The sequence below is a fragment of the Paraburkholderia sp. BGA-UO-ETr-F12 genome, assembly GCF_059567945.1.
Genome location: NZ_JCAQOZ010000053.1, coordinates 1 through 12,758, shown reverse-complemented (window position 1 = coordinate 12,758; position 12,758 = coordinate 1). Strand labels below are relative to the sequence as shown.

At 62.0% G+C, this 12,758-nt stretch carries 10 protein-coding genes; 8 read left to right on the top strand and 2 right to left on the bottom strand.

Annotation, left to right across the window (positions count from 1 at the left end):
* Positions 1-149: 149 nt before the first annotated feature.
* Positions 150-1,076, top strand: coding sequence for a DMT family transporter (locus AC57B6_RS23910; RefSeq protein ID WP_496422224.1), 927 nt, complete (start codon positions 150-152; stop codon positions 1,074-1,076).
* A gap of 872 nt (positions 1,077-1,948) precedes the next feature.
* Here AC57B6_RS23910 and bamC read toward each other — a convergent pair.
* Positions 1,949-3,181 carry an NlpB/DapX family lipoprotein gene (gene bamC / locus AC57B6_RS23905; protein ID WP_028200376.1) on the bottom strand — a complete coding sequence of 411 codons (1,233 nt, stop codon included), beginning with the start codon at positions 3,179-3,181 and terminating at the stop codon, positions 1,949-1,951.
* Between bamC and AC57B6_RS23900 the strand changes: the two genes are divergently transcribed.
* The 4 genes from AC57B6_RS23900 (at position 3,180) to AC57B6_RS23885 (ending at position 7,482) form a co-directional block, all read left to right on the top strand.
* Positions 3,180-3,425, top strand: a complete 246-nt coding sequence (locus tag AC57B6_RS23900) for a hypothetical protein (RefSeq protein WP_496422223.1) — start codon at positions 3,180-3,182, stop codon at positions 3,423-3,425. The two genes, bamC and AC57B6_RS23900, sit on opposite strands and share 2 nt — an antisense overlap.
* 277 nt (positions 3,426-3,702) lie before the next feature.
* Positions 3,703-4,122 (top strand): DUF2844 domain-containing protein, encoded by a 420-nt coding sequence (locus tag AC57B6_RS23895; protein ID WP_370577228.1) that lies wholly within the window; start codon positions 3,703-3,705, stop codon positions 4,120-4,122.
* 60 nt (positions 4,123-4,182) lie between these two features.
* On the top strand, positions 4,183-5,475 hold the full coding sequence (locus tag AC57B6_RS23890) for a DUF3443 domain-containing protein (protein WP_496422222.1): 1,293 nt from the start codon (positions 4,183-4,185) through the stop codon (positions 5,473-5,475).
* A 150-nt stretch (positions 5,476-5,625) separates the two neighbouring features.
* Positions 5,626-7,482, top strand: a complete 1,857-nt coding sequence (locus tag AC57B6_RS23885) for a glycosyl transferase family 1 (protein ID WP_216749537.1) — start codon at positions 5,626-5,628, stop codon at positions 7,480-7,482.
* A gap of 159 nt (positions 7,483-7,641) precedes the next feature.
* Here the strand turns inward: AC57B6_RS23885 and AC57B6_RS23880 are convergent, their stop codons facing one another.
* A complete protein-coding gene (locus AC57B6_RS23880) occupies positions 7,642-8,193 on the bottom strand; it encodes a hypothetical protein (protein ID WP_028200380.1) in 552 nt (183 codons plus the stop codon).
* A gap of 297 nt (positions 8,194-8,490) precedes the next feature.
* On the opposite strand from AC57B6_RS23880, the gene AC57B6_RS23875 reads away from it, so the two are divergent.
* The 3 genes from AC57B6_RS23875 (at position 8,491) to leuA (ending at position 12,196) form a co-directional block, all read left to right on the top strand.
* The gene (locus AC57B6_RS23875) at positions 8,491-9,144 is read left to right on the top strand and encodes a cadmium resistance transporter (protein ID WP_046568426.1); all 654 of its coding nucleotides are present in this window, start codon (positions 8,491-8,493) and stop codon (positions 9,142-9,144) included.
* A 127-nt stretch (positions 9,145-9,271) separates the two neighbouring features.
* Entirely contained in the window at positions 9,272-10,141 is an 870-nt protein-coding gene (locus AC57B6_RS23870; RefSeq protein WP_046568424.1) for a class I SAM-dependent methyltransferase, read from the top strand.
* A 336-nt stretch (positions 10,142-10,477) separates the two neighbouring features.
* Positions 10,478-12,196 (top strand): 2-isopropylmalate synthase, encoded by a 1,719-nt coding sequence (leuA, locus tag AC57B6_RS23865; RefSeq protein ID WP_406867354.1) that lies wholly within the window; start codon positions 10,478-10,480, stop codon positions 12,194-12,196.
* Positions 12,197-12,758: the final 562 nt, after the last annotated feature.

The window sequence follows — 12,758 nt, the reverse complement described above, 5'->3', positions numbered from 1 at the left end:
GCGGCCGGCTCGTTCGCGCTTAGCATCACGATAGCCCGACGCCGGCCTCTCCCGCATCTTGCTGTTTCACTCCAGCCTGAAACGTTTTGCGCAATCGGGCTGCTACGATGTCCATGCGTCTCGACTCTACCGCGCGCGGCGCCACGACAATGAATGCCAGAAACCTGCTCCAGTTGCTGATCCTCGCCGCCCTATGGGGCGCCTCGTTCCTCTTTATCCGCGTCGGCGTGACCGACTTCGGCGTCGCACCGCTGATGGCGTTGCGGGTCGGCATCGGCGCGGTCTTCCTCGCCATCGTGCTGGTCGCACGGCGGCCGCTGCAGCAGTCCGCAACGATCCTGCACCGTCACGCCTTCCCGCTGCTGGTGGTTGGCATTCTGAATTCGGCGGCGCCGTTCTGCCTGTTCGCGTATGCCGAGCTGACGCTGTCGGCGGGCGTGACGTCCGTGATCAATGCGACGACACCGCTGTGGGGCGCACTCGTCGGCTTTCTATGGCTGCGCGATCGCCTGAGCGCGCTGCGCACCGCCGGGCTCGTGATCGGCTTTCTCGGCGTCCTGATGCTGGTGTGGGATCAGATCGCCGCACCGAACGGCTCGGCCGCCACCCCGCTGAGCACCGCGCTCGCGGCCGCCGCGGCACTCGGCGCCACCCTGCTGTACGGCATCGCCGCCAATTTCACGAAGCGCCACCTGACCGGCGTCGACGCGTTGACCGTCGCGACCGGCACGATGACCGGCGCCACCATCGTGCTGCTGCCGCTCGCCGTAATCTACTGGCCCGCCGCACCGATCTCGCTGCACGCATGGGGCGCGGTCATTGCGCTGGGCGTGGCATGTACCGGCGTCGCCTACATGCTGTTCTTCCATCTGATCTCGGTGGTGGGACCGGCACGCACGATTACCGTGACCTTCGTGATTCCGGTGTTCGGCATTCTGTGGGGTGCGCTGTTTCTTGGCGAAACCGTGTCGCTGGGCATGCTGGAAGGCTGCGGCGTAATCCTCGTCGGCACCGCGCTCGCCACGGGTGTAGTCAAGCGTCTGCCTTGGACCGGAGCGCGCCGCGCCGACACCTGAAAACCGCCTCGCGCGACGCCTGCCTTGGCGTCGCCGCTTTCCCGTCCCGCCCCGTGCCGCGCCGTTCGCCGCCCCGGCAGCCTGGCATCTCATTTCAACGACCCAAAAAAATAGCCCGCACTCCGTTGGAGTGCGGGCGAAACCGTCGCCCTACGAGGATAGGCGACGGGGCCACCGAGGCCGCGCGCCACGCGCGCCGGCCATCATCGGGCTAAGCACCGGTTCGTTCGCCGGTGCTGAAAAGGTCCGGGGCTCGCTGTTTCGAAACTCGCCGCTGACTCGCGTCATTCATGTCGAATGTTACGAATCCGGCCCCATGAGTCTTTAAGAGCAGATTGCGTGCCAGTTACGCAGTTTCACGAGAAATCGCCCGCAAACTATTGATTATTATTGTCATTTTTTGCGCCGAAAGGGATGGCAAAGGATTGGCGGGAGGGGTTTTGCGAGTTACGTCACCGGGGTAACGTCACGTTACATGCGGCCGCACAGTGGCGGCCGCGCGAGCCCGCTTCATACGTTTGAAGCGGGCCGACCATCACGGCGCCGGCCATTTCGTACGATGCGACGCCCTATGCCTGACCCGCAGACCCATTGGCCGCCGCGTCTCGCGCGGCGCCAGCGCGGCCCCGCACACAAGCGCCAGGATGAGCAGGCTCGCTGCCCACATCCAGTAAGGAATCACGTCGAACATAGCCATCTCCCCGTTGAGCGCCGGTTCATACCGGTGTTTCAGACAAGAAGCAAAACACGTGCGCGTCATCAGGGCGTCTGAACGGCTTGCGGGACAAGAGGCTGCGCGGTCATAAAAAAACCCGCCCGGGCTACGCACCGGGCGGGTTTTCTGACAGCGTTCGCTGCTTGCTACGAATCGGTCAGTGCAACTGGTCGACCATCAGGCTCATGATCTGCTTGGCCTGCGGACTTTCGTCGATCGCGCCCTTGCTGTCGACCACGGCCACGCGGGTCTGGTCAGGCGTTACCGCGCGGACGTTCACGAGATACTGCTTGGCGACCTTTTCCTTCTTGCCGTGGAACACCTGGCTCCAGAAGCCCTGTTCCGCCGAGCTCAGATCCTTCGGATCGACGTAGCGCACGAAGTACAAACCGCGGCTTGCATCGCGATCGTCAACCGTGAAGTTGCTGCGGTCGAGCGCAAGGCCCACACGCAGCCACGCACGGTCATACGGCTCGCCGAGCGTCAACTCGGTGGACGAGAACTGTGCCGACGTGTTGTTGCCCGAGTCGTCCGGCATTGGCTGTTGTGCCGACAACGCGACGTTCTGCGCCGCATTGGCCGCAGCCGCCGACTTCGCACCCGCCGTAGCCGCGTTCGGCGCAGCTTGCGCCCCCGCCGGCGAGAGATCGGCGCTTTGCGTATCGGCCGGCTTCGCGCGCGAATCGGCCAGCGCCAGCGCTGCCATCAGGCGTTTCAGATATTCCTGCTCGAGCCCCGGATCGTTCGGCTTGGCTTCCCACTTGGTCGAATCGTTGTTGGTGCCGGTGATCGCCTCGCGCATGCCCTTCTGGCTGATGAACACATAAGTGCCGCCGTTCGGCGCCGCTTCGAGGCGTGTGCGGTACTTGTTGCGCTCGGAACTCACATAGCTGTTGCCCATTGCCTTGGACAGCGTGTTGCGGATCAGGCCGTCGTTGATCTGCGCGTGGGTTTCGTTCCAGTCCGTTTCCATCACGCCTTTGTCGCGCTGGTCGACCACCAGCAGGAAGCCCTGCTCCTGCCAGAAACGGCGGATTTGCGCCCACGCCTGGTCGGGCGCCTTGTTGTCGATCACGAGCCAGCTTTCGGTGCCGTCGCGCTGGATGTGCATGCCCTTCACCGGCGGCACGACCGTCAGGGTGTTGGCAGCGGGGGCTTGCGCCTGGACCTGCTTGAGCGTGGACAGCGAGGTTTCGCCGCCTTGCGGGGGCAACGAACGCTGATCGGACGTCTCATCGATCATGTTCGGCGGTACGGCAAGTGACACTTGCTTCGACTTGGAGTCGCTTTTGTAGTCGATTTTGGTCGGCGACGAGGTGCCGCAGCCGGCGACCAGACCGCCTGCCATCAGCATTACTGCAAACCGCTTGGTAAGACGAAGATCAGTCATGTTCGAGGAATCCTTCCGCTACGCCACGGCAAGTTTCCGTGGATCAACCCAACATTTTACCGATCCCGGCGAGACATGTGCAAAAACCCGGGTTTGCTCACGAAATAAGCAGCACGCCGCCGGCCAATCCCACCTCACGGCGAATTACCCGGATACCGATGAATCGCTGCGCGGCGCAAGCCTGCGGTTGCAAAAATTGCCCCGCCCGGCGGGTTGTGACCCACCCCTCCAGGCGCGAATTTAACAGTTCACAACACTTCTCAAACACTTGTAGGAAGTGCCCTACTTTATTGTCAGACCTTTGTTTTAAAAGACACTTTTCGCGCTTTTCACATCCTATTTTTGAGATCAACCGCCGCGCCGCATCGTGCTTCCGATAACGATCAGGAAACCTGAGTGTTATCTTGAATTGGACATCTCAATAAGACTTGAACGGTCCCAGTGTTTCGGGCTCTCCAATAGCGAGGCAGGTTGCCATGCGAATTCCCTGTTTTTCACCGGCCTTCGCCATTCGCACCGTGATGGCTGCCCTGCTGTGTGTCGGCACAGGCGCGCGCGCCGAATTGGGCGGCACGATGCCCATCCCGACGGATTCGACCGGCACCGCGCCGCAAACTTTGCTGAACGGCGCCTTACGCCTGCGCACGCTGACCGATGCGGGCAATACCACCATCAACGAGTACGCCACCAGTACTGGCCAGATCATCGCCTACACGTGGCAAGGCCCGACCATGCCGGATCTGCGCGCGTTGCTGGGGCCGTACGCAGGCTCCTACCGCACGGGCGCCGCCGGGTTGGCGCCGGACGGCAATCTGCACGCGTCGCGGGTGGTGCGCCCCGACGTGATCGTGGAATCCGGCGGTCCGATGCGTGGCTATGTGGGTCGCGCGTGGCTGCCGGCGGCCTTGCCGCCCGGCGTCGCCGCCAGCGATTTGCGCTGAGTTTGCGCCGCATCGCACGCCATCAAGAAAACGCTTCGACGATTCGACTGCCGGAAAATCATGAATACCTCTTCTCATCTCCACGCCCTGCTGCTCCTCAGCGCGGCGCTCGCCGGTTGCGGCGGTGGCGGCGGCAGCAGCAGTACCGACTCGTCACAGGCAGGGGCAGCCAGCCCGGCCAGCAGCCCGGCCGCCGCCCCGTCAGGCGCCTCGTCAGGCGCCAGCGCACCGTCCGCGGCGCCCAATGCCGGCACGGGCACAAGCGTGCCGCAGTCGAACACGCCAAATGTTCAGCCGATCGCAGTCACTACGGCGCCGGGTCTGACGCGCAATATGCTGACGACCAGCGTCACCGTCTGCCAGCCCGGCACTAGCAACTGCGCGACGATCGACAATATTCAGGTCGACACCGGCTCGCAGGGTTTGCGGATCCTCGCCTCCGCACTGCCGGCCAGCCTCCCGCTCGCAGCGGTGAGTTCGGGCGGCGGCTTGAGCGGGGAATGCGCGGTGTTCGGCGGCGGCTATGCGTGGGGCTCGGTGCGCAGCGCGGACGTGCGCATGGCCGGTCAACTGGCCGCCTCGATTCCGATCCAGTTGATCGCCGACCCCGCGCTGCCCACGGTGCCCAGCGGTTGCGCCGGTTCCGGGCCGTCGATGCTGAGCGTCGCGAGCCTGCGCGCCAACGGCATTCTCGGCGTCGGCCTGTTCGCGGCCGACTGCGGCAGCGGCTGCGTCAATACCGCTTTGCCCCGGTGGTATTACAGCTGCGACAGCAGTGGCGCCTGCGTCGCGACTACGCAAGCGCTCGCGCAACAGGTCACCAATCCAGTGAGCCAATTCCCGCTCGACAACAACGGCGTGGTGATCGACCTGCCGGCAATCGCCGACGCGGGCGCGGCCAACGTATCGGGTTCGATGATTTTCGGCATCGGCACCCAGGCGAACAACACGCTCGGCGGTGCAAGTGTGCTCAAGGCCAATCCGCAGACGGGTTACGTAGCGACCAGCAGCGCCGGACAGACGTATGCGCTGAGCTACATCGACAGCGGCTCGAACGCACTCTTCTTGCGCAATACCCAGTTGCCGCAGTGCGGCTACTGGTATTGCCCGGGCTCGACGCAAACCGCAAGCGCCTCGATCGTGGGTACCGATGGCGCGTCACATACCGTGTCGTTTGCGATCGGCAATTCGAGGGCGCTGTTTGCATCCGCGAATAACGCGTTCAGCAATCTGGCTGGAATCGCCAGCAATAGCTTCGGCTGGGGGTTGCCGTTCTTTTTCGGACGGCGGGTCTATACGGCGATCGCGTCGCGCGCCACCTCGGCCGGCCCGGGTCCGTATTACGCGTTCTGAGTGCTTGATATCAAATCGGATTTTCGCGCGCGGAAAATTCCGCAATCGTCATCCACGACTTAATTGATACGCCCCGACTGCAATAATCATCGTTTCTGGCTAACGTCATCTCAATATCGTTAGTCCCGCATAGCTAATATTAGTCAAACGATGGAAACCACTTTTTCGCTCGACCATTTCGAGCAACTCGTATACACGCAACAGCATGTTCAGGCCTCGCTCCAGCTCGTCACCCTGCTCGCACGCCTTCAGCAAACGCGCGGCGAGCTGGATGAAAGTTTCCAGGCCTCGGGTCTGATCGACCTGTCTCCCGAAGAGCAACGTCAACGTTTCTGCACGCGTCTGACGAGCGCGGTGTCAACGCTGTTCGCCGACCCTGACTTTCAGCTGCCACCTGCGTGCTTTAAATTACTGCTCACACTGCACGAATGGATTGGCCTGCTGTTCTCGGCCACCGCGTCAGGCAATGCGGACCACGTCGCCCGTTACCTGAATCCTCGTGGCCCGGCGAACGCCCAGTTTCTGCCGGGCGACAGCTTCATTGAGAAGCTATGCGTGCTCTATTCGACCGAGTCCGAACTGGAACTCGACTTTGCCGCCCTTTGGGCCTACGACAAAACCCTCGCGGCCTCACTCGCGCTCGTTTTATTGGCGCCGGTCTCCAAGGGCACCCCGAGCGCGCATCTGAAGCGCGAGGCGCTGCTGGAGTGGCTGCCGGGCAAACTGCAGCAAATCGACGACCTCGACGATCTGCCCTCCGCCGTGCTGCACAACGCCTATATGTTCTGCAGCTATGCCGATACGCCGCGGCGCCATGCGATCAAGCAGGACATCAATGTGCTGGTGCGCCGCAAGCTCGCGCAACTCGGCCTCACCGACCTGCCCGCACCGAAACGCACGCCCGCCAAGGGCAAATCGCGGCGCGGCAGGAAGCCCGTGATGCTAGTCATGCTCGAGTGGTTCACCGGCGCGCATTCCATCTACCGCACGCACTCGCGTACGCTCGAAGCCGCGCGCGAACATTTCGAGGTGGTGGGCTTCGGCTTCGATTACGCTGTCGACGAAGCGGGACGGAAAATCTTCGACCGCTTCATCGAACTGAAGGAGCCGGAATACATCGGCGAATGCCTGAAGACGATTCGCGACTTTGCCGAGGCCGAACAACCGGACGTGCTGTATATGCCGAGCGTCGGCATGTTCGTGCTGACGGTATTCATGTCCAATCTGCGCATTGCGCCATTGCAGATTGCCGCGCTCGGCCATCCGGCCACCACGCATTCCGACAAGATCGACTACATCAGCGTCGAAGAGGATTATGTCGGCGACCCTGCCTGCTTCAGCGAACAGTTGATGAAGCTGCCTAAAGACGGACAGCCGTATCGGCCGTCCGTCGCGCTGCCGGACATCGTCGCGCGGATTCCGCCGTCGCGCGAGACACTGCAAGTCGTTGTCACGGCCAGCGCGATGAAGCTCAATCCCGGCTTTCTCGACGCGTGCCGTGAGATCGGTACGCGCGCCGTGACGCCCATCGAGTTTCACTTCATGACGGGCGTGCCCTCAGGTCTGCAGTTCGACCATCTGCGCAACGTCGTCGTGCGAGCGGTGCCAGGTGCCGTCGTACATGACTTTCATGGCTACGCTGAGTATCTGGCGCGCGTCAATCAATCCGACCTGTTCCTCAGCCCGTTTCCGTTCGGCAACACCAACGGTATCGTCGATGCATTGACGCTCGGCTTGCCGGGCGTATGCAAACGCGGGCCGGAGGTATTCGAGCAGATCGACGGCGCGCTGTTCGAGCGCGTGGGCATGCCGTCGTGGACCGTCACGGACAGCGTCGAGGCTTACATCGCCACGGCCGTACGCATGATCGACCAGCACGACGAGCGCACTGCATTGCGGCAGCGCCTGATCGATACACACGCCGTACAGCGCTGCTTTGAAGGGAGGCCGCAGGCGTTCGGCGAAAGTGTGCTGAAACTGCTGGACAAAACGAAAGCCGCCTCATGAATGGGGCGGCTTGACGGTTGGCCGGGGGCTTGAGGGTTGACCCAGAGGATGGCCTGAGGGACGCATCGACACTTGTCCGGCGCCAGCGGAATCGGAATCGGACCTTACGCGTTGTGCACAGCATGAAGTACCCGGACCGGCCGGACCGCAATTGCCTTGTTACTCGGTGGCTTCGCTGGCCGGATCAGGCGGCGAGGCCAGCTTTGCCGGCGCCAACCAGCTGAACAAGGCCAGTGTCGAGCCGTGGAACGTGCATTCGGCGGCCGCGGCCGTGGTGGTCTTTTTCGGCTTCACCGGCTTCACCGAGGTCACGACGGCGCTCGAAGCGGCCATAGCGTCCGAAGCCACGCCAGCCATCGCGCTCGACGCAGCCACAGCGCCTGAGGCCGCGGAAACCACCGAAACGGCGGACGCCCCGTGCGCACCGGAGGCCGGACGCGGCGCCTTCGCCGCCTGTGCGGCGGAAGCGGCCGCCGAAGCCGCAACCTCGGAGGCCGTCACCACATGCTCGATCGATCCTTCGACAACCACCCGCGAACCATCGATGCCGACGCCCTTGTGGCTGACCTTGAGCGTATCCGGCGACGATTCAGCCAGCTTGCTTCGCATCAACTGCTCGCATGCATCCGAGTTCTTGTAGACGGCCGTGCAGGCCGCCAGCAAAGCGGCAGCGGTCGTCATGCAAGCGATAGAGATAATCCGAATCTTCATTGATGTTCCGTTTTTCAAGCCGTCGGCAATTGTAGCTTACGGGCTGACGGGCCGGCATTCCTCCAGCCATGAAAACGGCTCAGGCGCGACACAGCACAGTACGCAGACGCATCGAGCCCGAGACGCACACATCGCGCCGGACAAAGAGACGGCTTGACCACAACGCCCGGCATCGGCATCGTGTTGACCGGCCCCGTGCCCGCGGCGCGCTGTTGTTTTCGCTGTTTCTCCGGCTGAAGCTGCTTCGCGGGTGCAGATCCGTTTTTCCACCGTGATTGACCCGCTTCCCTTTCCCGCATGCTCAGCCTTGCCCTGCTCTCGGTGGCGGCCTATGCCGCCACCAATATCGACAACCTTTTCGTGCTGCTCGCTTTCCTTGCGGAAGCAGGCGGCCAGCGGCGACGCGTGATCACCGGCCAGTTCGCCGGTTCGCTCGCCCTGATCGCGGGGGCGATGCTGTTTGCCGCGCTGCTGGAACGGTTACCCACCGGCTACGTCGGCCTGCTCGGCATCTTGCCGATCGGCGTGGGAGTGAGCAAAGCCTGGACGCGCTTTCGGCCCGGCAACGCGGATCGCGAGATCGAGGCGCGCACCGTCGCGCGCACGAATGCACCGGCCAGACCGACTACTTCGACCAAGGCAGCTTCGTCCGGCGCCGGCTCGTCATGGTGGACCGTGGCTTGCGTCGCGCTCGCCAACGGCTCTGACAATGTCGCCGTCTATGTGCCGTTGTACGCAAGTCATTCGCATAGCGAGGGCATGTTCATCTCGCTGATCTTCGTCGTCATGATCGGCATCTGGTGCGCGGGCGCGGTCTGGCTGGTGGAGCATCCGTTGCTGGGCGCGCCGATCCGGCGCTACGGTACCGCATTGCTGCCGCTGATCCTGCTGATAATCGGCGTCTCTGTGATCGTGGAAAACGATACGTTGCGGATTGTGTTCGGAATCTGAACCAGGCGTGGGGCGGGTGTGGAACAGGCGTGGGGCGGGCGATGCGGTCGCGGCAAATAGCGCCAGCGCATATCGTTATGCCGATTGGCGATTTCTTTCCGGGCGGATCGCACCCGATAATGAGCCCATGGACCTCTACCCCACGCCCCAGGCTCGCACACTGCGCGCCACACTCGCAACCCTGAGCGCAGCGCTATTGCTGGCCGCCTGCGCCGCCCCGGCCACGTCGAACTCTTCCACGGCGGCCGATTCCGCCGCGCTCGATGCGGCAATCTCCGGGCCACAGCGCAGCGACAGGAACCGTGCACGCGATATCTACCGCCATCCGAAGGAAACGCTGCAATTCTTCGAAGTGGCGTCGTCGCAAACCGTACTGGAGATCGCGCCGGGCGGAGGCTGGTACACGGAAATACTCGCGCCCTATTTGCACGACCACGGCAAACTGTACGAAGCGCAATACGACAGCCCGGACGCCGCATCGGCGGCCGAAGAACAGGCCGGCCGAGCCTCTTTCGCCCAAAAGCTGGCGAACACGCCGGCTATCTACGGCAACGTGGTGGTCGGCACGCTGCGCGCCGGCCAGTTCAGTGGTTTTCCGGCCAATGGCAGCGTCGACGAGGTGCTGACGTTCCGCAATATCCACAACTGGATCAAGGACGGCGAGATCGACGCGAACCTGCGTGCCTTCTACGCGGCACTTAAACCGGGCGGCATTCTCGGTGTCGAAGAACATCGCGCGGCGCCGGGCACCTCCCTGCAACAGACCATCGACAGCGGCTATGTGACCGAAGCCTATGTCATCGAGCACGCCCGCGCGGCAGGGTTCGAACTGGCCGCCCAAAGCGAGGTGAACAGCAATCCACGTGACACGAAAAATTATCCGAATGGCGTATGGTCGCTGCCGCCCACGTATAAAGGCCATGACGTCGACCGGGCGAAATATGCAGCGATCGGCGAATCGGACCGCATGACCTTGCGTTTCGTGAAGCCCAGGTGACAGGCTTGCCGCGCTCGGGTTCCAGAGCAGTCCCAGCGCGCTGCCCGGCACGATAAGCCTCCTCCGGCCGGCCCACGCCTTGGTGCGCTCCGCTTGACGCGATCTCAATAGTATGTTCATATTGCGCACTATGTACCGCGCCCAGACCACCCTATCGCTACTACTAGCCCGCTCTACCGGGCTAGGTCTGCTGCTGCGCGCTTCCATCTGAAACACCCGAAGCACCGCTCAATTCCCCAGTAACTGACCCAGCCCCGGTTTCCGACCGGCGGCCATGCTTTTGTCTGTTCGTCGTCCGGTCGACACCCAGGTTGATCGATCCCAAGGATGATGAAAATGTTGAAAAACCCTGCTACCAAATATCGCTCGTTCAAGCCCATCAACTTGACGGACCGCCAGTGGCCGTCGCGCAGCATTACGCGTGCGCCGATCTGGATGAGTACCGATCTGCGTGACGGCAATCAGGCGCTGTTCGAGCCGATGAACGCGCAACGCAAGATGCGCATGTTCAAGACGCTGGTGCAGATCGGCTTCAAGCAAATCGAAGTCGCGTTTCCGTCTGCCTCGCAAACCGACTTCAATTTCGTCCGCGAGTTGATCGAAGGCGGTCATATCCCCGACGACGTTACGATCGAAGTATTGACGCAAGCTCGCGACGACCTGATCGAACGCACCTTCGAATCCTTGCGTGGTGTACCGCGCGCCATCGTCCATCTGTACAACGCCACCGCGCCCGAATTCCGCCGTATCGTATTCGGCCTCGACAAGAGCGGCGTGAAAGAACTCGCACAGAATGCGGCGCGCACCATGAAGCGTCTCGCCGATGCCGCGCCGGAAACCCACTTCACGCTGCAATACAGTCCGGAAGTGTTCAGCGGCACCGAACTCGAATTCGCCAAGGAAGTGTGCGACGCCGTGTTCGATATCTGGCAGCCGACGCCCGAGCACAAAGCGATCGTCAACCTGCCCGCTACCGTGGAAATGGCGACGCCGAACGTCTACGCCGACCAGATCGAATGGATGCACCGCAATCTTGCGCGTCGCGATTCGTTGATCGTTTCGGTGCATCCGCATAACGATCGGGGTACCGCGGTGGCTGCCGCGGAGCTGGCTGTGATGGCTGGAGCGGATCGGATCGAAGGCTGTTTGTTCGGCAACGGCGAGCGCACCGGTAATGTCGATCTCGTGACGCTGGCGTTGAATCTCTACACGCAGGGCATCGATCCTGAACTCGACTTTTCGAATATCAATGAAGTCGCGCGTACCGCCGAGGAATGCACGCAGTTGCCGGTGCATCCGCGTCATCCGTATGTCGGCGATCTCGTGTTCACCGCGTTCTCCGGTTCGCATCAGGATGCGATCAAGAAGGGTTTTGCTGTGCAGAAACCGGATGCGATGTGGGAAGTGCCGTATATGCCGATCGATCCGAGCGATCTCGGTCGCACCTATGATTCGGTGATTCGCGTGAATAGTCAGTCCGGTAAGGGCGGGATTGCCTACTTGCTCGAGCAGAGCTATGGGGTGGTGCTGCCGCGGCGCTTGCAGGTCGATTTTAGCTCTGCTGTGCAGCAGTTTACCGATGACAGCGGTCAGGAAGTTACGCCTTCGCAGATCTGGGAATTGTTCCAGCAGGAGTATGTGCGCAGTACTGCGCCGATTCACTATGTTGGACATAGTCTGTCTGAACACGATGGGCGTGAGCATATCAAGCTCACCGTCGAGATCAATGGCTCGCGGCGCGTGCTGAATGGCGAAGGGAATGGGCCGCTTGATGCGTTGATGCACGCGATTGGTGTGCCTGTGCGGATTCAGCACTATGAGGAGCGGGCTTTGACTCAGGGTGCCGATGCTCGTGCTGTGGCTGTCGCCGAGATGGCCGGGGCTGATGTGGTTGGGAGTGCTTTTGGAGTTGGCATCGATGCCAACCTTGTCACGGCTTCGATTCGGGCTGTGATTAGTGGGGTTAATCGGGCTTATGTGAGGGCTGGTGCTGAGGCACAAGGGCGGTTTTTTGATGTTGCGTTGAGGGATGATGTGGAGCGGGTGGTGGTTTGATTTATCGGTTCTGGCCTTTGGTGTTTAGCCTTTGGCCTTTCCTTGCTTTGTTAGTGGTCTATTAGTGTTGCCCCTGTGCGGGGCGGCACCTACTTTTCTTTGCCTGCCGCAAAGAAAAGTAGGCAAAAGAAAGCGGCTTTACACCGCTAGCTCTTAAGCGGGTCCCCCGCACAGCCGCGGTAGTGGTGCATCTGGAATCTGTCTCCTCGCACATTCCACCTCAGTGACAAAGCAGTCATACCTCCCGACTCGCACTGCGCGCTCGCCGGAAAGGTCTGCCAGCAAACCAGTGGGTGCTGGTTTCGTGCTGTCGTATTTTTTGGAGCGCTTCGGCGCCCCGCTTATTTTTTACCGGTGGCTGATTCGGGCGTTTTCGTTCTGGTTTTGCCCCCCGTCAGCCTCCCTGCGCTGTCCATTCGTCCGGCAAGCTGTGCGTCAGCGTGGGCCTGTCAGTAATTTCGTGTTTGAGGCATAACATGTCGCCAAGGAGTGACTATGCCTCGCAAACCGAAAGCCAAGCCGGTAGACCTGCCGGCAATTCCCGCCGAGCTGCTTGAACAGT